The organism is Nonomuraea sp. LP-02 (assembly GCF_036289125.1).
GTDB classification, from domain to species: Bacteria; Actinomycetota; Actinomycetes; order Streptosporangiales; family Streptosporangiaceae; genus Nonomuraea; species Nonomuraea bangladeshensis.
Map to the genome: position 1 here is coordinate 3,290,603 of NZ_JAXCLK010000001.1, position 20,951 is coordinate 3,311,553.

Below are 20,951 nucleotides of genomic sequence, written 5' to 3' on the forward strand. Positions count from 1 at the left end.
GAACCCCTGTTTGTGAGTAGCCAGAAGACGTGGATAGCATCGGTTTACGTGACCACTGTGCGGCTGAACTCAGCAGATCCCGTCTCCCTCGACACCGACGCGTTGATCGTCGGCTTCACGGCGGGCCAGGACGGGCCGGCCCCCGCCCCGGGCGCCGAATCCCTCGACGCGGCCTTCGGCGGCAAGCTGGCCGCCTCGCTCGGCGCGGTCGCCTTCTCCGGCAAGAGCGGTGAGCTGGCCAAGCTGCCCACCTTCGGCGCCGTCACCGCCCCGCTGCTGGTCGCGGTCGGCCTCGGCGACTCCTACGACGCCGAGGCCCTGCGCAGGGCCGCGGGCGCCGCCGTCCGCTCGCTGGCCGGCACCGCCCGCGCCGCGCTCGCCCTGCCCGCGGGCACGCCCGAGGAGGCCGAGGCCGTCGCGCTCGGCGCCCTGCTGGGCGCCTACTCCTTCAGCCGCTACCGCACCACCGGCGACCAGAAGGAGCCCGTGGCGGAGCTGACCGTGCTCTCCGGGCAGCCCGAGTCCATCACCGGGCGCGCGGAGGTGCTGGCCGCGTCCGTCACGCTCGTCCGCGACCTGGTCAACACGCCGCCCTCCGACCTGTGGCCGGCCAAGTTCGCCGAGATCGCCGAGCAGGTGGGCGGCGAGGCGGGGCTGAGCGTCGAGGTGCTCGACGACAAGCAGCTGCGCGACGGCGGCTACGGCGGCCTCATCGGCGTCGGCCAGGGCTCGGTCAACCCGCCGCGGCTGGTCCGCCTGTCCTACACCCACCCCGAGGCCACCAAGACCCTCGCGTACGTCGGCAAGGGCATCACCTTCGACTCGGGCGGCCTGTCGCTCAAGCCGTCCGCGGCCATGGACTGGATGAAGTCCGACATGGGCGGCGCGGGCGCGGTGTTCGGCGCGCTGGTCGGCATCGCCCGCCTCGGCCTGCCGGTCAACGCCGTCGGCTACCTCTGCCTGGCCGAGAACCTGCCGAGCGGCACCGCGCAGCGCCCCTCCGACGTCCTCCACAGCTACAGCGGCAAGACCGTCGAGGTGCTCGACACCGACGCCGAGGGCCGCCTGGTGCTGATGGACGGCATCGCCCGCGCCGCCGAGGACGGCCCCGACCTCATCGTGGACGTCGCCACCCTCACCGGCGCGCAGATCGTCGCGCTCGGCTGGCGCACGGCCGGCGTCATGGCCAACGACGACGCCATCAGGGAGCTCGTCGTCGAGGCGGCCGGCGCCGCCGGTGAGAACGCCTGGGGCATGCCGCTGCCCGAGGAGCTGCGCAAGGGCCTCGACTCCCCGATCGCCGACATCGCCAACCTCCACCCCGAGCGCTTCGGCGGCATGCTGACCGCCGGCATCTTCCTCAAGGAGTTCGTGCCGGACGGCGTCCGCTGGGCCCACATCGACATGGCCGGACCCGCGTTCAACAAGGGCGAGCCGTACGGATACGTCCCCAAGGGCGGCACCGGCGCGATCACCCGCACCCTGATCGGACTCGCCGAGCGGCACGCGAGCATCTGAAACAGATGAAAAGATGAGCCATCACGAACACCCCGACCAAGGAGCCTTCCTGTGGCCTACGACATCGTCGTCCTAGGTGGCGGCAGCGGCGGTTACGCCTGCGCGCTGAGGGCCGCCGAGCTGGGCAAGTCGGTCGTCCTGATCGAGAAGGACAAGATCGGCGGCACCTGCCTCCACCGGGGGTGCATCCCCACCAAGGCGCTGCTGCACTCGGCCGAGGTCGCCGACGAGACCCGTGAGAGCGCCTCCTACGGCGTCAAGGCCCGCTTCGAGGGCATCGACGTCCAGGGCGTGCACGCCTTCAAGGACAAGATCGTCACGCGGGCCTGGAAGGGCGTGCAGGGCCTGCTCAAGGGCGCGGGCGTGACGGTCGTCGAGGGCGAGGGCCGGCTGGTCGGCCCTGACCGGGTCCAGGTGGGCGAGGAGGTCTACGAGGGCCGCAACCTCGTCCTCGCCACCGGCTCGGCCCCGCGGTCGCTGCCCGGCCTGGAGATCGACGGCGAGCGCGTCATCACCAGCGAGCACACGCTGCGCATGGACCGCGTGCCGAGCTCGGTGATCGTGCTCGGCGGCGGCGTGATCGGCGTCGAGCTGGCCAGCGTCTACCGTTCCTTCGGCGCCGAGGTGACGATCGTCGAGGCGCTGCCGCACCTGCTGCCCGCCGAGGAGGAGTCGAGCTCCAAGCTGCTGGAGCGGGCCTTCCGCCGCCGCGGCATCAAGTACGAACTGGGCGTCTTCTTCGACGGCGTCAAGACCACCGAGACGGGCGTCGTGGTCACCCTGGCCAACGGCAAGACGCTCGACGCCGAGCTGCTGCTCGTCGCCGTCGGGCGCGGCCCGGTCTCGGCCGGGATGGGCTTCGAGGAGCAGGGCGTCACCGTCGAGCGCGGCGCGGTCGTGGTCGACGAGCACTGCCGCACCTCGGTGCCGGGCGTCTACGCCATCGGCGACCTGATCCCGACGCCGCAGCTCGCCCACGCCGGCTTCGCCGAGGGGATCATGGTGGCCGAGCACATCGCCGGCCTCAACCCGCCGCCCATCAACTACGACGGCGTGCCGCGCATCACCTACTCCGACCCCGAGGTGGCCTCGGTCGGCATCACCTCGGCCCAGGCCGCCGAGCGCGGCATCGAGATCGTCGAGCAGGTCTACGACCTCGCGGGCAACCCCAAGAGCCAGATCCTCGGCACCTCCGGCGCGGTGAAGGTCATCGCCCAGAAGGACGGCCCGGTCGTCGGTGTCCACATGGTGGGCCGGCGCATCGGCGAGCTCGTCACGGAGGGCCAGCTGATCTACAACTGGGAGGCGCTGCCCTCAGAGGTCGCCCAGCTCATCCACGCACACCCGACCCAGTCCGAGGCGATGGGTGAGGCGATGCTGGCCCTGGCCGGCAAGCCGTTGCACGTACACAACTAGTCCAGCCCTCGAGATCAGAACGCGAGAGAAGAATAACGATGCCGGTCTCCGTACAGATGCCCCAGCTCGGCGAGAGCGTGACCGAGGGCACCGTAACCCGTTGGCTGAAGAAGGAGGGCGAGCGCGTCGAGGCCGACGAGCCGCTCCTCGAGGTGTCCACCGACAAGGTCGACACCGAGATCCCGTCGCCGTCCGCGGGTGTCCTCACGAAGATCGTCGTCGCCGAGGACGAGACGGTCGAGGTCGGCGCGGAGCTGGCCGTCATCGACGAGAACGCCCAGGAGGGCGCGGCCGCCCCGGCCGCCGAGGCCCCGGCCCCGCAGGCCCAGCCCGAGCCGGAGCCCGAGCCCGAGCCCGCCCCGGCTCCGCAGGCCTCCTCCATCCCGCAGCCGGCGCCCGCGCAGCCGACGCCGCCCGCCCCGGCCCCGCAGCCGACGCAGCAGCCGACGCAGCAGCCCGCCCCGCAGGCCCAGGCACCGGCGCAGCCGGCCGCCGAGCCCACGCCGATCCCGTCGTCCGGCGAGAGCCCCTACGTCACGCCGCTGGTGCGCAAGCTCGCCAACGAGCACGGCGTCGACCTCGAGGCGATCAACGGCACCGGCGTGGGCGGCCGGATCCGCAAGCAGGACGTGCTGGAGGCCGCCAAGGCGCAGCGCGAGAAGGCGGCCCCGGCCGCCCCGGCCGCTCCCGCCGCCCAGGCTCCGGCCGCGCAGGCCCCGGTCGCGCAGGCCCCGGTCGCCGCGGCGCCCGAGGCGGTCGAGGTCGACACCACGCTGCGCGGCCGCACCGAGAAGATGACGCGGCTGCGTCAGACCATCGCCAAGCGCATGGTCGAGTCGCTGCAGACCGCCGCGCAGCTCACCTCGGTCGTCGAGGTCGACGTCACCAAGATCGCGCAGCTCCGGGCGCGGGCGAAGGACGACTTCCTCCGCCGCGAGGGCGTGAAGCTGACCTTCACCCCGTTCTTCGCGATGGCCACGATCGAGGCGCTCAAGCAGCACCCCAAGCTCAACGCCACGATCAACAACGAGACCAACGAGGTCACCTACTTCGACGTCGAGAACCTCGGCATGGCGGTCGACACCGAGCGCGGCCTGCTCGCCGCGGTCGTCAAGAACGCCGGCGACCTCAACCTGGCCGGTCTGGCCCGGAAGATCACCGATGTCGCCGAGCGCACCCGCAACAACCAGGTGACGCCCGACGAGCTCACCGGCGGCACGTTCACGCTGACCAACACCGGCAGCCGCGGCGCGCTGTTCGACACCCCGATCCTCAACCAGCCGCAGGTCGGCATGCTCGGCACGGGCGCGGTCGTCAAGCGTCCCGTCGTGCTCGACACGCCGCAGGGCGAGGTCATCGCGGTGCGCTCGATGGTCTACCTCGCGCTGACCTACGACCACCGCCTGGTCGACGGCGCCGACGCCGCCCGCTTCCTCACGACGATCAAGCGTCGCCTGGAGGAGGGCCGCTTCGAGGCGCAGCTCGGCCTCGCGTAAGGCTCCACCCGGACGGCCGGGCGTTCCCCTCGGGGGGCGCCCGGCCGTTCGTGTCCCAGCCGCGGGGAGCGGGGCGGTCGGGCGTACTGTGAAGTCATGGCGATCATCGTGACGGGGGCGTCGGGGCTGCTGGGGACGGCGCTGGTCGAGGCGCTGCGCGCGGAGGGGCGTGAGGTCGTGCGCCTGGTGCGCAGGCCGGCCCGCGGCCCCGGAGAGGTGTCCTGGCGGCCGGGCGAGCGGCTCTCCGACCTGACGGCGCTGGAGGGCGCCGAGGCGGCGGTGCACCTCGCGGGCGCGTCCATCGGCGACCGGCGCTGGAGCGAGGCGTACAAACGCGAGCTGGTCACCAGCCGGGTCGACGGCACCCGCACACTGGTCGGCGCGCTGCGCGAGCTGTCCAGCCCGCCCGAGGTGCTGCTGTCGGCCTCCGGGGTCGACTTCTACGGCGACACCGGCGACCGGGAGATCGACGAGAGCGCCGGCAAGGGCACCGGTTTCCTGGCCGACCTGTGCGAGCGGTGGGAGGGCGAGGCGGTGCGGGCCGAGGAGGCCGGCGTCCGCACCGTGCTGCTGCGCAGCGGGCTCGCGCTGAGCAAGCGGGGCGGGGCGCTCGGCCGCGTCCTGCCGCTGTTCCGCATGGGCCTCGGGGCGCCGCTGGGCACCGGCCGGCAGTACTGGTCGTGGATCACCGTGACCGACTGGGTGGGGGCGGTGCTGCACCTGATCCGGGAGCGGGAGGTGCGCGGGCCGGTCAACCTCACCTCGCCCTCCCCCGTCACCAACACCGAGTTCACCCGTACGCTGGCGAAGGCCGTCGGCAGGAGCGCCATGCCGATCCCGGTGCCGCCGTTCGCGCTCTCGCTCGGCCTCGGCGAGTTCGCCCGCGCGGGGCTGCTGCCGAGCCACCGGATCGTGCCGGGCAGGCTGACGGGCAGCGGCTACCGCTTCGCCCATACCCGACTCGACGAGGCGCTGAGCGCCGTACTCTAGTGGCCGTTCGTTTCTTTGCAGGTGGGGAGTCCCAGATGACACGGTCAGGCCAGTCGCACATCCTCGCGATCGGGGGCGGCTCGTTCCGCCAGAGCCCGCGCTACTCCTTCGTGGAGGCGAGCGGGTTGCTGCGCTACGGGCTGGACCTGACCGGCCAGGACCGCCCGAAGCTGGGTCTGCTGGCGACGGCCGTGGGCGACGACGCCGACTGGATCTTGAAGATGTACGGCGCGTTCGCCGGCTGGGACGTCGAGGTGAGCCATCTGACGGTGTTCCCGATGCCCAACGTGCCCGATCCCAGAGCCTGGTTGCTGGAACAGGACATGATCTATGTGAGCGGCGGCAGCGTGGCCAACCTGATGGCGCTGTGGCGGCTGCACGGCCTGGACGAGGCGCTGACCGAGGCGTGGCGGGCCGGGGTGGTGCTGTCGGGGCAGAGCGCGGGCGCGCTGTGCTGGCACGTGGGCGGCAACACCGACTCCTTCGGCCCCGAGCTGCGCGTGTGGGCCGACGGCCTGGGCCTGCTCCCCTACTCCTGCGGCGTCCACTACGACTCCGATCCGCAGCGCCGCCCGCTGCTGCAGCAGTCGGTGGCGAGCGGCGAGCTGCCCGGCGGCTACGCCGCCGACGAGGGCGTCGCCCTGCACTACGTGGGCACCGAGTTCATCCAGGCGGTGAGCGTCGCGCCCGGCGGCTACGCCTACAAGCTGGAGCACGACGGGGCCGGCGGGGTCAAGGAGTTGCGGATCGAACCGCGCATGCTGACCCCCTGAATTACCCTTCAAGGGTGAGGGAACGGCACAATAGGCTCATGCGCCCCATCCCCGGGGACGATCCCCACGCACTGGCCATCGTCCGACTCGGCGTCGACGTCCCCTACGAGCAGGCCTGGTCGCTCCAGCGCTGGGCGCACGGCAAACGGGTGGCGGGCGAGCTGCCCGACACCGTCCTGTTCCTGGAGCACGCGCCCGTCTACACGGCGGGCAAGCGCACCGCGCCCGCCGAGCGTCCCTCCGACGGCACCCCGGTCGTCGACGTCGACCGGGGCGGCCGGCTCACCTGGCACGGCCCCGGGCAGCTGGTGGCCTATCCGATCGTCGCCGTCGCCGACGTCGTGGCCTACGTCTGCCGCCTGGAGGAGACGATGATCCAGGTGTGCGCCGACTTCGGCGTCTCGGCGCGCCGGGTGAGCGGGCGGGCCGGGGTGTGGGCGATCGGCGACCCGGCGCTGGGGCTGCCCGACCGGCAGCTCGGCGCGGTCGGCATCCGGGTCTCGCGCGGCGTCAGCATGCACGGCTTCGCGCTCAACTGCGCCAACGACCCCCGCTGGTTCAACCGCATCGCGCCGTGCGGGCTGCCCGACGTGGGCGTCTCCTCGCTGTCGGCCGAGACCGGACGCCGCATCGTGGCCGAGGAGGTCATGCCCATCGCGGAGAAGCGGCTGGCCGAGGCGCTCGGCAGGCAGGGCTTCGAGCTGCACGAGGAGGACCTGCTCCGACGGTGACCGAATCGCAGCCGAGGACCTGCCGAACGATGACGTTCCCGGATTTACCATCACCCATGTGAAGCGCCTCATCGCTCTGGTTCTCGCGCTGCTGGTGCACCTGATGACGCTGAGCTTCGCCGCGCTCGGCGGGTGGGCGATCGCCGCGCACGTCACCTCGCCGCTCGCCTGGCTGCTCGGCGGGCTGAGCCTGGCCGTCGCCTGGGTGCTGCGGCCGCGCCTGCGGGGCATGGCGGACGACGCCGAGGTGCTGGAGCGCGCGGCGGCGCCCGAGCTGTACGCCCTGGCTGACCGGGTCGCCGACCGGATCCGGGTGCCCCGGCCGCGCGAGGTGGCGGTGCGCGACCTCGCGACCGACACCTGGTACGGCCGCGTGGGCCCGCTCCGCCGCCCGGTGCTGGTGGTGGGGCTGCCGCTGTGGCTGGCGCTGCCCGCCCGGCAGCGGGTGACGCTGCTGGCGCTCGCGTACGCGCGGGTGCCGACCCGCGAGGAGCTGGTGGTCGGCGGGGCGATGGAGACGCTGGACGCCTGGCGTGACGCGCTGATGGAGGCCGCGCCGCTGCGCGTGCGGGAGGAGGCCCAGACGAAGATCACCGCCTCGTCGCTGGGGATCTCCGACCAACCGGGCACCGCGTACGAGGTGGCGGGCTTCTTCGGCCGCCTGATCGGCCGGGTGCTCGGCGGCCCGGTGCTGCTCGCCCGGTACGCGCTGGCCCGGCTGGCCCCCGCGAGCGAGGCGGCGGCCCGGCGGCGGCAGCGGGAGCTGGCCCTGCGCGTGGCCTCGCCGGAGGAGCTGGCCGAGCTGGAGGAGCTGGCCGCCGGTCACGGCTACCTGGCGCCGATCCAGGCGGCGGCGCTGCGCGGCGAGAGCGTGGCCGCGATCAGGGAGGGCGCGCTGGCCCGTTTCCTGCTCACCGAGGACGGCGTGCTCACCTCCGCGCCCGACGGCGAGCTGCTCGACGGCGCCGCCTCCGGCCGCATCGACGAGGAGCTGCGCGCCCATTACGCACGGGCGATCCGCGGCTTCGGCCTCATCTCCTGACCCACGGCCGGGCGAGTCGGGACGCGGACGTAAGCTGGGGACGTGACCGTTGCTCCTGAAGGCCGAAAGCTCCTCCGCCTGGAGGTGCGCAACGCCGAGACCCCTATCGAGCGCAAGCCCCCGTGGATCAAGACCAAGCTGAAGACGGGCCCCGAATACACCGAGCTGAAATCGCTCGTGCGCCGCGAGGGCCTGCACACGGTCTGTGAAGAGGCGGGCTGTCCCAATATCTACGAGTGCTGGGAAGACCGCGAGGCGACGTTCCTCATCGGCGGCGACCAGTGCACGCGCCGCTGCGACTTCTGCCAGATCGACACGGGCAAGCCGAAGGAGTACGACCGCGACGAGCCGCGCAGGGTCGCCGAGTCCGTCCAGCAGATGGGCCTGAAGTACGCGACCGTGACCGGCGTCGCCCGCGACGACCTGCCCGACGGCGGCTCCTGGCTCTACGCCGAGACCGCCCGTCAGATCCACGCGCTGCTGCCCGGCTGCGGCGTCGAGCTGCTGGTCCCCGACTTCAACGGCGACCGCGGCCAGCTGGAGGAGGTCTTCTCCAGCAAGCCCGAGGTGTTCGCCCACAACGTGGAGACGGTGCCGCGCATCTTCAAGCGCATCCGTCCCGCCTTCCGCTACGAGCGTTCGCTCAAGGTGATCACGATGGCCCGCGAGGCCGGCCTGGTCACCAAGTCCAACCTCATCCTCGGCATGGGCGAGACCCGCGAGGAGGTCGTCGAGGCCATGCGCGACCTGCACGCGGCCGGCACCGACCTGCTGACGATCACGCAATACCTCCGGCCGACGCCGCGTCACCACCCGGTGGAGCGCTGGGTCAAGCCGGAGGAGTTCGTCGAGCTGCAGGCCGAGGCCGAGGCGATCGGCTTCGCCGGGGTGCTGTCCGGGCCGCTGGTCCGCTCGTCCTACCGGGCGGGCAGGCTCTACCAGCAGGCCATCGCGGCACGCCAGAGCGCCTGAGACGGCCGGGGCAAGGGCTCGGAGCGCGGCTCCGGGCCCTTCCTCGTCTACCATTGCGGCACCGCCGACGACGGGGTGATCACCATGGGGGTGCTGATCCGCACCAGCGAGTTACCGGCCGCGCGCCGCCACGAGGTGTGGCGGAGCGTCGTGTGCGACACGCTCGGCCCGCTCGACCTGCGCATCGATCCCGACGCCCCGCTGCGGGGCGAGATCGAGGTCGGCCGGCTCGGCCCGGTGGGGGTGGGCACCGTGCGCACCTCGACGCCGCACAGCGTGCACCGCACCGCCGGCCAGATCGGCCAGGGCAACCCGGAGATCTACCGCGTGGTGCTGGCGCTGTCCGGCAGCCCGCGGCTGGCGCAGGCCGGGCGGGCCACCCAGCTCAGCCGCGGCGAGTTCGCCATCTACGACTTCACCAGGCCCTATGAGCTGGCCTACGACAGCGCGGTGCGCCTCGCGGTGTTCAGTCTCCCGCGCGACCTGCTCGCCCTGCCGGTCGACGCCGTCGCCACGCTGGCCGCGGCCCCGATCGGCACGGAGTCGGGCGCGGGCGCGCTGGCCGTGCCGCTGCTGCGGCGGGTGGCCGCCGACCACGCCACCTACTCCCCTGCCAGCGCGGCGCGGCTGTCGGCCGTGGTGATGGACCTGGTCGGCGCCGCGGTCGCCGAGCGGCTGGAGCTGACCCGCACGCTGCCCGAGGACTCCCGGCAGCGCACGCTCCTGCTGCGCGTGCACGCCTTCATCGAGGAGCACCTCGGCGACGCCGAGCTCGACCCGGCCACGATCGCCGCCGCCTGCCACATCTCCGTGCGCTACCTGCACCGGCTGTTCGAGCCGGAGCAGACGACGGTCGCCGCCTGGATCAGGCAGCGGCGGCTGGAGCGCTGCCGCGCGGAGCTGACCAGGGGCGGCACGGAGCCGGTGAGCGCGATCGCCGCCCGCTACGGGCTGCCGGACGCGGCGCACTTCAGCCGGCTGTTCCGGCGCGCGTACGGGATGTCGCCGGCGGAGTACCGCCGCGCCTCGGAAGTGCGCTGAACGTCAACCGGCCGGGCACGCGACGACAAGACCGGCGCTCACGGTCTCGGCAGAATCGGGGGTGTCAAGCAGATACGGCAGTAAGGATCCGGAAATGCAGCTCTTCGTGAACCTGCCCGTCAAGGACCTGGACCGGTCGAAGGAGTTCTTCACCGGCCTCGGCTTCACCATCTTCGGCATGGCCGAGGGCATGGCGTCGGTGATCATCAACCAGGAGACGCAGGTGATGCTCCTGACCGAGCCGGTGTTCTCCTCGTACGTCGCCAAGGAGATCTCCGACGCGGACAAGACCACCGAGGCGATCCTCGTGCTCGGCATGGAGAACCCCGAGCAGGTGGACGCGCTGGTGGACGGGGCGCTGGCCGCGGGCGCGACCCCGGCGGGCGTCAAGCAGGAGGACGGCGTGCGCTACCAGCGCGGTTTCGCCGACCTCGACGGCCACCACTGGGAGGCGCTGTGCTTGGTGCAGCCGGCGTCCTGAGCGGCACGGCCGTCTCCGCGGACGGCACCCCCATCGCCTACGACCGCTACGGCTCGGGCCCGGCGGTGGTGCTGGTGGCCGGGGCCATGATGGAGCGCGCGCACCCGACCATGGCGGGCCTGGCCGAGGCACTGGCGCCGTGGTTCACCGTGTTCAGCTACGACCGCAGAGGGCGGGGCGGCAGCGGGGACACCGCCCCTTACGCGGTCGAGCGGGAGGTCGAGGACCTGGCCGCGGTGATCGCGGCAGCCGATGGGAGCGCCAAGGTGTTCGGCGGTTCGTCGGGGGCGGCGCTCGCACTGGAGGCGGCCGTGCGGCTGCCGGGCGTGACCGAGCTCGCGCTGTGGGAGCCGCCGTACCACGTGGACGACTCCGCGCCGCCGCTGCCGGACGACTTCGCCGAGCAGCTCGCCGCGCTGGTCGCGGCCGGGCGGCGGGACACGGCCGTGGAGCGGTTCATGGTGGAGGCGGCCGAGGTGCCCGCCGAGGCCGTGGCCGGGATGCGGGCGGAGCCGTTCTGGGCGGCGGCCGAGGCGGCGGCGCACACGCTGGCGTACGAGGCGGCCGTCATGGGGCCGGGCAACGCGCTGCCGGCCGCGCGGCTGGCCGGGATCGACCGGCCGGCGCTCGTGCTCAACGGCGAGGACAGCCCTGCCTGGATGCGCCGGGCGGGCGCGGCCGTGGCCGCGGCGCTGCCGGGGGCCGCGCACCGGGTGCTGGAGGAGCAGACGCACGCGGTGACGGTGGAGGCGCTGGCGCCGGAGCTGTTGGAGTTCTTCGTCCGGAGATGAGCGGTTTTATAACAGGGAGGTAGCAAACCTAGTAAGTGGTCGGTTTTCTGGTGGACACTGGCGGCGTGGACTTCGACGCGCTCATCGCCCGGCTCGACCTCGCCGCCAAGGTACGCCTGCTCACCGGAGCCGACATGTGGTCGCTCCCCCCGATCCCCGAGATCGGCCTGGACCGGCTCGTCATGAGCGACGGCCCCATCGGCGTCCGCGGCGAGCGGTGGAGCCCCGGCGACCCGTCGATCGCGCTGCCCAGCCCCACCGCGCTCGCCGCCACCTGGGATCTCGACCTGGTGCGGCGGGCCGGGCGGCTGCTCGCCCAGGAGGCCCGGCGCAAGGGCGTGCACGTGCTGCTCGCGCCCACGCTCAACCTGCACCGTTCGCCGCTCGGCGGCAGGCACTTCGAGTGCTACTCCGAGGATCCGTACCTGACGGGCGAGATCGGGGCGGCGTACGTCGAGGGCGTGCAGGAGGGCGGGGTCGCGACCACGCCCAAGCACTTCGTGGCCAACGACTTCGAGACCGACCGGTTCACGGCCGACGTGCGGGTCGGGGAGAAGGCGCTGCGCGAGGTGTACCTGCGGCCGTTCGAGCGGGTGGTGCGGGCCGGGGCTTGGGGGCTCATGACCGCGTACAACGGGGTCAACGGCACCACCATGACCGAGCACGCCGAGCTGGTGCTCGGGGTGCTGAAGGGCGAGTGGGAGTTCGACGGGTTCGTGGTGTCGGACTGGACGGCGGTGCGCTCCACCGAGGCCGCCGCGCTGGGCGGCACCGACGTGGCCATGCCGGGACCTCACGGGCCGTGGGGCGAGAAGCTGGAGGAGGCGGTACGCGCGGGGCGCGTGCCGGAGGCGGCCGTCGACGACCGGGTACGGCGGATCCTCCGTCTCGCCCACCGCGTCGGCGCCCTCCGTCCTTCCGAGCCCCCGGCGGGCCCGGACTCCGCCGACATCGACGGGGTGGCGCTGGCTCGGGAGGTGGCGGCGCGCGGGTTCACGTTGCTGACCAACGACGGCCTGCTGCCGCTGCGCGGCACGCCGACGCTCGCTGTCATCGGCGCCGCCGCCGGCGAGGCCAGGGTCATGGGCGGCGGCAGCGCCCAGGTCTACCCCGACCGGGTGGTCTCCCCGCTGGCGGGCCTGCGCGCCCGCGCCGAGGTGCGGCACGCCGTCGGCGCCGACCCGCGCATCCGCCTGGCGCCGATCCCCTCCCCCGCGCGGGCCCTGTTCCTGGACGGCGACGGGGGCGTGCTGGCCGAGCATCCGCTGCCGACCGCCGAGGCCCGCTGGATCGGGCAGCTCCCGCCCGACGTGGACGGCGAACGGCTGCGCGCGGTGCGGCTGGTGACAACGTACACGCCGGACGTCTCCGGCGAGCACCGGCTCTCGGTCGCGGGCGTGGGCGCGTTCACGATGACCGTGAACGGTGAGACCGTTCTCGACGAGATCGTCGAGGTCTCCGGCGATCCGGCGACGGCGTTCCTGTCGCCGCCCGAGCGGCGGGTGGGCGTGCCCATGACGGCGGGCCGCCCGTACGAGGTGACGGTGACCTCCCCGGCCGGGACGATCGGCGGCCTCGCGTTCGTGGCGTTCACGCTGGGCCACGCCACCCCCGGTCCCGGCGCGGACGAGCTGCTGGCCGAGGCCGTGCGCGTGGCCGCCGCCTGCGACGTGGCCGTGGTGGTGGCGGGGACCACGCCGGAGGTGGAGAGCGAGGGCTTCGACCGTACGGACCTCGCGCTGCCCGGCCGCCAGGACGAGCTGATCCGCGCGGTGATCGCCGCCAACCCGCGCACGGTGGTCGTGGTCAACGCGGGCTCGCCGGTCGAGATGCCGTGGGCGGAGGACGCGGCGGCGGTCCTGCTCACCTGGTTCCCCGGCCAGGAGGCGGGCACGGCGCTCGCCGAGGTGCTGTTCGGGGACGCCGAGCCGGGCGGGCGGCTGCCGACGACCTGGCCGCGCCGCCTCGCCGACGCGCCGGTGTCCGCCGTGACGCCGGTGGACGGGGTCGTGGCCTACGACGAGGGCCCGCGCATCGGCTACCGCGCGTGGCGGGAGGCGGGGACCGAGCCGGCGTTCTGGTTCGGCCACGGCCTCGGGTACACCACGTGGTCGTACGACCAGATCGCCGCCGAGGGCCCGCCAGGAGCGATGACGGTGACCGTGGCGGTCACCAACACCGGGGACCGGCCGGGACGCGAGGTCGTGCAGCTCTACGCCCACCTGTCCGGGGAGCCGGGGGACGTCCGGCTGGCCGGTTTCGACGTGGTCGAGGCCGGGCCGGGCCAGACCGTGCTGTCCACCGTGTTCCTGGACGAGCGGGCCTTCCAGGTGTGGGACGGCGGCTGGCGTACGGCCGGGGGCGAGCACGTCGTCACGGCGGGCCGCAGCGTCGCCGATCCGCGCCTGTCGATCACGGTGCGGACCGTGCAGGAGATGTAGCTCAGCGCGAAATCGGCGGGCGCGTTTTCCATTGTCCACCAGTTGGTTTGTATCCTTCAGAGCATGGCAAAGTCCGAGGACCAAGAGAAGCCGGGGCGCATCAAGCAGCTCCGCATGATCGCGCAGATCATCAAGCAGGCCAACCCCAAGGGGATGCCGATTGTCTTCCTCTCCGCGGTGGGCACGCTTGCCGTGATCGTCGTGATCGGCCTGGTCACGGACTATCTGTGGTATTCGCTGTTCATCGGCGTGCTGGCCGCGATCACGGTCGGATTGGTGGTGTTCGGGCAGCTCGCGCAGAAGGCCCAATACTCGATCCTGCACGGCCAGACCGGCGCCGCCGCGGCCGTGCTCCAGGGCATGCGGGGCAACTGGCAGGTCACCCCCGCCATCGCGGTCAACCGCGACCAGGACCTCGTACACCTCGTGGTCGGCCACCCCGGCGTGGTGCTCGTGTCCGAGGGTCCCGGCAACCGGGTGGCGAAGATGCTCGCGGCCGAGAAGAAGCGGGTCGCGCGGGTGGTGCTGGGCATCGAGATCTACGACGTGCAGTGCGGTGACGGCGAGGGGCAGGTGCCGCTCGGCAAGCTGCAGCGCCACCTGATGAAGCTGCCGCGCAACCTGAAGAAGCCCGCCGTCAACGAGGTGAAGGACCGCCTGCGCTCGCTGCCGCGCAACATGCCCCTGCCGAAGGGGCCGATGCCCAAGGGCTCCCGCATGCCGCGCCCCAAGATGCGCTAGTGCCGTCGACCTCTTCGCGGGCCAACCGCTGGTGGTGGGACGGCAACGCCGACGACTACCAGGTCGAGCACGGCGAGTTCCTGCGCGACACGGGGTTCGTGTGGTGCCCTGAGGGGCTCGACGAGGCCGAGGCGCGGCTGCTGGGCGAGGTGCGCGGGCGGCGCGTCCTGGAGATCGGCTGCGGCGCCGCCCAGTGCGCGCGCTGGCTCGCCGCCCAGGGCGCCGAGGTGGCCGCGTTCGACGTCTCGCACCGGCAGCTCCAGCACTCCCGGCGGATCGACCTCGACACGGGGCTGCGGGTGCCGGCGGTGCAGGCCGACGCCGAGGCGATGCCGTTCGCCGGCGCGTCCTTCGACGTGGCGTGCTCGGCGTTCGGTGCGCTGCCGTTCGTGGCCGATCCGGGGGCCGTCTTCCGCGAGGTGCGCAGGGTGCTGCGGCCGGGCGGGCGGTTCGTGTTCTCGGTGAGCCATCCGGTGCGGTGGGCGTTCCCCGACGACCCGGGGCCGCGCGGGCTGACGTCCGACCGCTCCTACTTCGACCGCTCCCCCTACGTCGAGCGGGACGAGCACGGCACGCCCACCTACGTCGAGCACCATCACACGCTGGGCGACTGGGTCGGCCTGCTGGTGGCCTCGGGGCTGACGATCACCGGGCTGCTGGAGCCGGAGTGGCCCGAGGGCCACGAACGGGTGTGGGGCGGCTGGAGCCCGCTGCGCGGCCGGCACCTGCCGGGCACCGCCATCTTCAGCTGCGCCCGCCCCTGACCCGCTCCTCCGGCTTTCCGGACGTCACCTGCTTTCCGGACTGCACATGCTTTCCGGAGCTCACATGCGTACGACCATCGTGTTGGACACGCGGTCGTGCAGGCCGCGGTGGTCGCGGTCCCAGATCAGCGCGGGCACGGCCAGGCAGAGCAGCACGGTGCGCACCAGCACGGGCAGCAGGCGGGGGTCGCCGCCGTCCATGGCGGCGACCCTGATGCCCATGAGCCGGTGCCCGAACGTCTGCCCCATGAACCCGACGAGCAGCAGATACTGGACGGCGAACACCGCCACCGGCGCCCACGGCGACTCCGCCGGGTTCATCCGCAGCAGCAGTTGCACGACCACCCACGTGCAGATCATCCAGTCGATGACCAGCGCCACGATGCGGCGGCCCCATCCGGTGACCGATCCGCTGCCCTCCTGGGGCAGCCCCAGGCGCTCCCCCGGATATCCGAGGTCGATGCCGGCGGACCTGACCCCGCCGAGCCACGTCTGCGTCCACCGGGGCTGCTTGCTGCTCATGCCTCCAACGGTATCCGCCCGGGTGGCCGGTCGGCGTTGTGACCCAACCGCGTCATCCGCCCGCCACCATGTACGGCATGCCACACGGGGATGATCTCGACCAGCGCTTCAACGAGCTGGTCGGGCAGATCGACGACGCCGAACGGCGCCGCATGCGCGCCGAGGCGACCAGGGCCGCCAAGGAGGCCAGGAACCGCCGCCCACCGCGCCAAGAGCGGAGCCGCCGTACCCGTTCATCCGGCTCGGAGAGCTTCGGTCCCCCCACGCGGCCGCGGCGCTGGGGGCGGGCGCTGGTGGTCCTGTCGGCGGTGGTCGCGGCCGCGGGGCTGGTCGTGACGTACCGGCCCGACCTGCTGATGCCCGGCGGCACCGCGGGCGAGGGGACCGCCACCAGCCCGCCCACCGCGATCGGAGAGGCCACCGGAGAGATCGGGGAGACGGCCGCCACCGCGGACCCCTCGCGCGACCCGTTCGCCGGCTCGCCCGCCGAGCACTACGCCGAGGGCGTCAAAGGCTTCGTGCTGCCCGAGGCCAAGGCCATGGGCGGGCTCTCCGAGAAGGACGTGGCCAAGGGGCTGAAGCGGACGCGCGAGCTGCTGGCGGCGGCGTACCTCGACGAGAAGACGCTGCTGGGAGGCGCGCCTGACGCCTTCGCCAAGCTGCTGGAGCCGCGGCAGCGCCGCCGGTTCGAGGACGGCCTGGACGACCGCCGCACGACCCGGGTGTACGTGACCAGCCTCGCCAAGGGCACCGCCGAGCTCGCCACCGAGGTGATCAAGGTAAAGGGGCGGATCACGCTCGGCGCGTTCCGGCGGGACGGCAGGCGCGGCGTGGAGGCGAAGCTCAACCACCTGATCATCTACGCGGTGCGCCGCCCGGGCCGGCCCGACACGACGATCAGGCTCGCCACCCACCCGACCGGGAGCGTGCTCATGTACCGCGACGGCGGGCGGCTGGTCGTCGCGCCCAGGAACTGGAGCGCCGCTGCCACGCCCGCCCGCTGCGGCTTCGACGACGGCTACATCCATCCGGTCTACGACGACACGCCCGGCACGGACAGTAAGGGCACCGGCCCGATCCTCGACCCCTACGACCTCGACGAGCCCCGCAAGCACGGGACTTGCCGGAGGAGCAAGCACACCTGACGCTGCGTAACATGTGCGAAACAATCGGGACACCATGTGGAAACGCCTTAGCCCTAGCGTCGCAATGATGGCCAGTCCCCAGGGAGGTTCGAGAGTGTTCAACTCCGCCGACGACGTCCTGAAGTTCATCAGTGACGAAGGGGTGCAGTTCGTCGATGTCAGGTTCACCGACCTGCCGGGGACGACGCACCACTTCACCTTCCCGGTAGAGAACTTCGGCGCGAGCGTCTTCACTGACGGGCTCATGTTCGACGGTTCGTCGATCCGTGGTTTCCAGCAGATCCACGAGTCGGACATGCTTCTGCTGCCCGACCCGTCCAGCGCCGTCGTGGACCCGTTCCGGCAGCACAAGACGCTCAACATCAACTTCTTCGTGCACGACCCGCTGACCGGCGAGGCCTACAGCCGCGACCCGCGCAACGTCGCCCGCAAGGCGGAGGAATACCTCAAGGGCACCGGCATCGCCGACACGGTCTACTTCGGCCCTGAGGCCGAGTTCTACATCTTCGACGACGTCCGGTTCGAGACCCGCCAGAACGCCGGCTACTACTACATCGACTCCATCGAGGGCGCCTGGAACACCGGCAAGGCCACCGAGGGCGGCAACCTCGGCTACAAGCCGCGCTACAAGGGCGGCTACTTCCCGGTGCCGCCGATGGACCACTTCACCGACCTGCGTTCGGAGATGGTCCGCAACCTCATCGAGTGCGGCATCGACGTCGAGATGCAGCACCACGAGGTGGGCACGGCCGGCCAGGCGGAGATCGACTTCAAGTTCGGGACGCTGCTCAAGACCGCCGACAACCTGATGCTGTACAAGTACATCATCAAGAGCACGGCGATGGAGTTCGGCCACACGGTCACGTTCATGCCCAAGCCGATCTTCGGTGACAACGGCTCCGGCATGCACTGCCACCAGTCGCTGTGGAAGGACGGCTCGCCGCTGTTCTACGACGAGGTCGGCTACGCGGGCCTGTCCGACACGGCCCGCTACTACATCGGCGGCCTGCTCAAGCACGCCCCGTCGCTGCTGGCCTTCACCAACCCGACGGTCAACTCCTACCACCGCCTGGTGCCGGGCTACGAGGCGCCGGTCAACCTGGTCTACTCCCAGCGCAACCGGTCGGCCTGCGTCCGCATCCCGATCACCGGCTCCAACCCGAAGGCCAAGCGCATCGAGTTCCGGGTGCCCGACCCGTCGTGCAACCCGTACTTCGCCTTCGCGGCGATGCTCATGGCCGGCATCGACGGCATCCGCAACAAGATCGAGCCGCCGGAGCCCGTCGACAAGGACCTCTACGAGCTCCCGCCCGAGGAGGCCCGCAACATCCCGCAGGTGCCCGGCTCGCTCAGCGACGTGCTCAACGCGCTGGAGGAGGACCACGACTACCTGCTCGAAGGCGGCGTCTTCACGCCTGACCTGATCGAGACGTGGCTGTCGTACAAGCGGGAGAACGAGGTCGACCCGATCCGCCTGCGCCCGCACCCGCACGAGTTCGAGCTCTATTACGACGTGTGACCAGCGGTCGCGCGATGACCTGCAGATACGGGGTCCTCGCGTAGGACGCCGGCGGTCATACGAAGGAAAGCCCGTGAGAAGGTATCGCGCCTTGTCACGGGTTTTCCGCGTTCGGGACCACTCTCATCGCGGGTGAACCACAGCCGATGCTGCTGCGTCCAGCAAAGTAGCAATCGGCAAGAAGCCCTGAAGCGGATGCCTTTCTGCGTTCCATGGAGTACGGTCAGTAACACACATAGCGTCTGCGTTTCGGGGACAGACATCGGAGTTCACACCTAGCAAGCGGTTGGTCTAACGGACGGTCCGCAGTTATCGAACGTCCCTACCTGGCACAACGTCGGAAAGCAAGCAGGGCTGCAGGGCTACGAGGCGATAACATTCAAAGAACTACGTGAGAGAGTCATCCGATGTGACATAAACTCCCTCACAAAAGCCGAAAGGGCGATCCGGTACGTAACCGGACCGCCCCGACGGGGCGATGTGCCGATCTAACAGGGACCTATGCCTGGGGCGCTGTAGACCAGTACATCAGGGGCAGATTCTATCGCCTCCATGGCGGACGGCATCGAATAAAGCGATGCTTTTCCGGTGCCGCCCGCCATGGCATCCCAATCCTTGATCGAGACAAGCCTGGCGTACAGCTTGTACTCCTTCGCGCCCTCCTTGGCCGATCGAGGCTTCCATCCGGGATCGACGATCCACCCTACGGCGGAACGCCGAGCCTGCGCGAAGGTGATCTGATCGTTCCCGCCAAAGCGTTCTATCGACTCCCTCCCTACAACGAGCCGCTTGTCGGGAGGGACATCGCCAACGAGTGTGAGCGATCTACAGAAATCAACTGTGGCCTTGTCGACCACTCCATCCCACCGCACATCATTGTCTGGCCGGTCGCAGCAGAGGAAGACTTTCTCCACGAGCGCCGCCACCTGCTCCATCTGAAGAACCACTGTAGTCAGGAGAGCGAGGACAGCAAGACACCCCGTAACTCGAACCCAGACATTCTGGAACCATCGTTTGATACGGGACGGCGGTGAAGATGAACCGCTTTGGCCAGCCGACGCCTTTGGCGGCTGATCATCGTCTTTGGACATTGCGGACTTACCCCCCCCCCCTTTCATGATCATAGATCGGCGCGGTCGAAAGATCACACTACGCCATAAGAGAGGGTGAGAGACAAGGAAATCTCATTTTCTCCACAGGCAGCCCATGTGTTACACAGGGCTCACGTATTCCAAAGGTATCTGGACAGCCACACCAGCGGCAGACTTTGCCAATCACACCAAGTCTGCGCAGGTCGGGCACCCTTCTGCACGGAGATCCGGTCTCCACCATTCAGGTCTGCAGGTAACCATCAATCTGGTACGAGCCATTACCAGATGTTGCCTTTGTGCGCTTTCGGCATGTTGGTCCAGCTTTCTGCCGTCTGCGGACCCCGCCAGCTCCCTCATGCTAGAAAAAAGGATCTTGCCGTATCTTCTCGCGGGCCGAGGAGGAGAACGGCTTAAGTATCCGTTCCGACTCGGGTGTCCACCAGTGGCATGATCAATATTCCCCCAGCCACCGCGATCATGAGCAAGGCATCGCGGGCGTCCGCGCAATCACGGACCTCACGCTTGGGCAGGACCCTCCCACGCCGCTCGCTGGGAGGTGCTCGCCGTGTGACACCTCTGTCACGGCGGCAAGGGACTGACGGAGGAGATTTCCGGCGGCGGGTGAGCGATGAGTACTGCTGATCGCGTCAGACGGCGGTGTCGAAGCGGGGGGCGGACGGGGTGAGGACGGCCGGGCTTGGGGTGGTGCCGGGCCAGAGGGTGGTCAGGTCGGTCGCGAGCGCGTCCATCAGGGCCTCGATGTCGGCTCGGGCCGTCTCGTGCAGGGCCTCGGCGACGATGAGGACGTCGGCGGTGTCCGGGCGTACGGCGGACAGCCCGCTCTGCCGGTTCGTCCAGCGGCGCGCGTGGGCGCGGCCCTCGGCGTCGGCGAAGACGACCTCGCCGGGCGCCGGGCGCTCGTCGTCGCCGGAGAAGGTGAGGTACGTCTCCTCGCCCGTCGCGTACCGCACCTCCAGGTCGCCCGCGACGCGGGAGAGGTCGAAGACGGCGACCGGGATCGCGTAGGCGATGGACACCGCGTTGCACAGGTCGATGAGGGGATGCAGCCGGGGCAGGGCGCCCTCCTTGCGGAAGCGGCGCAGCAGCGACTCCGAGGCGCATCTGTACTGGGTGGGCTTGAGCCCCATCCGGGTGAACGCCCGCCGCCAGGCCTGGATCTCCGGGAGCTCGCTCTCGGTGGCGGTGGCCAGGCGCTTGGCGGCGGTCTCGGCGTACGGGACCAGCCGGTCGTCCACGGACACGGCGCTGTTCAGGCCGCGCGCGGTGAGGACGCCGGGCACCAGCTCGGGAAAGTCGCGCCACAGGACCGCGGAATGCTGGAAACGCACAACCGGTCACGATACCCGGATCCGGCGGGGGCGGGCGGTAGCCGGGCCGTAGCAGGCGCAGGCGAGCGCGGCACACTGGTCCACCTGGGCCCGCCCCCGCCTCCCGCCGACGCCTGCGTTGCGGCTGG

General features: G+C 71.2%; 19 protein-coding genes. 16 read left to right on the forward strand and 3 right to left on the reverse strand.

All coding sequences use genetic code 11. The features are described 5' to 3' along the window. Window positions 1–48 precede the first annotated feature (48 nt). From SMD20_RS15325 to SMD20_RS15390, 14 genes are all read left to right on the forward strand, one after another. A complete protein-coding gene (locus SMD20_RS15325; RefSeq protein ID WP_329580893.1) occupies window positions 49–1,518 on the forward strand; it encodes a leucyl aminopeptidase in 1,470 nt (489 codons plus the stop codon). A 51-nt stretch (window positions 1,519–1,569) separates the two neighbouring features. After that, entirely contained in the window at window positions 1,570–2,934 is a 1,365-nt protein-coding gene (gene lpdA / locus SMD20_RS15330) for a dihydrolipoyl dehydrogenase (protein WP_329580895.1), read from the forward strand. A gap of 38 nt (window positions 2,935–2,972) precedes the next feature. After that, the gene (gene sucB, locus SMD20_RS15335; RefSeq protein ID WP_329580897.1) at window positions 2,973–4,430 is read left to right on the forward strand and encodes a 2-oxoglutarate dehydrogenase, E2 component, dihydrolipoamide succinyltransferase; all 1,458 of its coding nucleotides are present in this window, start codon (window positions 2,973–2,975) and stop codon (window positions 4,428–4,430) included. Window positions 4,431–4,526: 96 nt separating this feature from the next. Next, complete coding sequence (locus SMD20_RS15340; RefSeq protein ID WP_329580899.1) at window positions 4,527–5,420, forward strand: TIGR01777 family oxidoreductase; 894 nt, start codon at window positions 4,527–4,529, stop codon at window positions 5,418–5,420. 35 nt (window positions 5,421–5,455) lie between these two features. Next, window positions 5,456–6,193, forward strand: a complete 738-nt coding sequence (locus SMD20_RS15345) for a peptidase E (protein ID WP_329580901.1) — start codon at window positions 5,456–5,458, stop codon at window positions 6,191–6,193. A gap of 38 nt (window positions 6,194–6,231) precedes the next feature. Next, on the forward strand, window positions 6,232–6,924 hold the full coding sequence (gene lipB, locus SMD20_RS15350; RefSeq protein ID WP_329580903.1) for a lipoyl(octanoyl) transferase LipB: 693 nt from the start codon (window positions 6,232–6,234) through the stop codon (window positions 6,922–6,924). Between the two features lie 58 nt (window positions 6,925–6,982). After that, complete coding sequence (locus tag SMD20_RS15355; protein WP_329580905.1) at window positions 6,983–7,966, forward strand: M48 family metallopeptidase; 984 nt, start codon at window positions 6,983–6,985, stop codon at window positions 7,964–7,966. A gap of 42 nt (window positions 7,967–8,008) precedes the next feature. Further along, the gene (lipA, locus tag SMD20_RS15360) at window positions 8,009–8,938 is read left to right on the forward strand and encodes a lipoyl synthase (protein ID WP_329580907.1); all 930 of its coding nucleotides are present in this window, start codon (window positions 8,009–8,011) and stop codon (window positions 8,936–8,938) included. Window positions 8,939–9,022: 84 nt separating this feature from the next. Beyond that, complete coding sequence (locus SMD20_RS15365) at window positions 9,023–9,979, forward strand: helix-turn-helix domain-containing protein (RefSeq protein ID WP_329580909.1); 957 nt, start codon at window positions 9,023–9,025, stop codon at window positions 9,977–9,979. A 94-nt stretch (window positions 9,980–10,073) separates the two neighbouring features. Next, window positions 10,074–10,460 (forward strand): VOC family protein, encoded by a 387-nt coding sequence (locus SMD20_RS15370; RefSeq protein WP_329580911.1) that lies wholly within the window; start codon window positions 10,074–10,076, stop codon window positions 10,458–10,460. Beyond that, window positions 10,436–11,251, forward strand: a complete 816-nt coding sequence (locus SMD20_RS15375) for an alpha/beta fold hydrolase (protein WP_329580914.1) — start codon at window positions 10,436–10,438, stop codon at window positions 11,249–11,251. Before SMD20_RS15370 ends, SMD20_RS15375 begins: the two co-directional genes overlap by 25 nt. 65 nt (window positions 11,252–11,316) lie before the next feature. Next, window positions 11,317–13,692, forward strand: a complete 2,376-nt coding sequence (locus SMD20_RS15380) for a beta-glucosidase family protein (protein WP_329580917.1) — start codon at window positions 11,317–11,319, stop codon at window positions 13,690–13,692. 63 nt (window positions 13,693–13,755) lie between these two features. After that, entirely contained in the window at window positions 13,756–14,433 is a 678-nt protein-coding gene (locus tag SMD20_RS15385; protein WP_329580919.1) for a DUF4191 domain-containing protein, read from the forward strand. Beyond that, window positions 14,433–15,197: a class I SAM-dependent methyltransferase gene (locus tag SMD20_RS15390; protein ID WP_329580921.1), complete on the forward strand. Its 765-nt coding sequence runs from the start codon at window positions 14,433–14,435 to the stop codon at window positions 15,195–15,197. Before SMD20_RS15385 ends, SMD20_RS15390 begins: the two co-directional genes overlap by 1 nt. A gap of 60 nt (window positions 15,198–15,257) precedes the next feature. On the opposite strand, the gene SMD20_RS15395 is transcribed toward SMD20_RS15390, so the two are convergent. Beyond that, complete coding sequence (locus SMD20_RS15395) at window positions 15,258–15,719, reverse strand: RDD family protein (RefSeq protein ID WP_329580924.1); 462 nt, start codon at window positions 15,717–15,719, stop codon at window positions 15,258–15,260. 77 nt (window positions 15,720–15,796) lie between these two features. Here SMD20_RS15395 and SMD20_RS15400 point away from each other — a divergent pair, with 77 nt between their 5' ends. Together SMD20_RS15400 and glnA are read left to right on the forward strand one after the other, a co-directional pair. Further along, complete coding sequence (locus tag SMD20_RS15400; protein ID WP_329580926.1) at window positions 15,797–16,864, forward strand: hypothetical protein; 1,068 nt, start codon at window positions 15,797–15,799, stop codon at window positions 16,862–16,864. Between the two features lie 94 nt (window positions 16,865–16,958). Continuing rightward, window positions 16,959–18,383: a type I glutamate--ammonia ligase gene (gene glnA / locus SMD20_RS15405; protein WP_329580929.1), complete on the forward strand. Its 1,425-nt coding sequence runs from the start codon at window positions 16,959–16,961 to the stop codon at window positions 18,381–18,383. A gap of 488 nt (window positions 18,384–18,871) precedes the next feature. Here the strand turns inward: glnA and SMD20_RS15410 are convergent, their stop codons facing one another. Both SMD20_RS15410 and SMD20_RS15415 read right to left on the reverse strand, forming a co-directional pair. Next, window positions 18,872–19,318, reverse strand: a complete 447-nt coding sequence (locus tag SMD20_RS15410) for a hypothetical protein (protein WP_329580932.1) — start codon at window positions 19,316–19,318, stop codon at window positions 18,872–18,874. Window positions 19,319–20,121: 803 nt separating this feature from the next. Continuing rightward, window positions 20,122–20,823, reverse strand: coding sequence for a B3/B4 domain-containing protein (locus tag SMD20_RS15415; RefSeq protein WP_329580935.1), 702 nt, complete (start codon window positions 20,821–20,823; stop codon window positions 20,122–20,124). Window positions 20,824–20,951: the final 128 nt, after the last annotated feature.

What these genes read in the sequence shown, in the direction of transcription:
- SMD20_RS15370 (WP_329580911.1), top strand. Translation starts at nt 10,074, where the DNA reads ATGCAGCTCTTCGTGAACCTGCCCGTCAAGGACCTGGACCGGTCGAAG.
- SMD20_RS15400 (WP_329580926.1), top strand. Translation starts at nt 15,797, where the DNA reads ATGCCACACGGGGATGATCTCGACCAGCGCTTCAACGAGCTGGTCGGG.
- SMD20_RS15410 (WP_329580932.1), bottom strand. Translation starts at nt 19,318, where the DNA reads ATGGAGCAGGTGGCGGCGCTCGTGGAGAAAGTCTTCCTCTGCTGCGAC.
- SMD20_RS15365 (WP_329580909.1), top strand. Translation starts at nt 9,023, where the DNA reads ATGGGGGTGCTGATCCGCACCAGCGAGTTACCGGCCGCGCGCCGCCAC.
- sucB (WP_329580897.1), top strand. Translation starts at nt 2,973, where the DNA reads ATGCCGGTCTCCGTACAGATGCCCCAGCTCGGCGAGAGCGTGACCGAG.
- lipB (WP_329580903.1), top strand. Translation starts at nt 6,232, where the DNA reads ATGCGCCCCATCCCCGGGGACGATCCCCACGCACTGGCCATCGTCCGA.
- SMD20_RS15345 (WP_329580901.1), top strand. Translation starts at nt 5,456, where the DNA reads ATGACACGGTCAGGCCAGTCGCACATCCTCGCGATCGGGGGCGGCTCG.
- SMD20_RS15395 (WP_329580924.1), bottom strand. Translation starts at nt 15,719, where the DNA reads ATGAGCAGCAAGCAGCCCCGGTGGACGCAGACGTGGCTCGGCGGGGTC.
- SMD20_RS15340 (WP_329580899.1), top strand. Translation starts at nt 4,527, where the DNA reads ATGGCGATCATCGTGACGGGGGCGTCGGGGCTGCTGGGGACGGCGCTG.
- SMD20_RS15385 (WP_329580919.1), top strand. Translation starts at nt 13,756, where the DNA reads ATGGCAAAGTCCGAGGACCAAGAGAAGCCGGGGCGCATCAAGCAGCTC.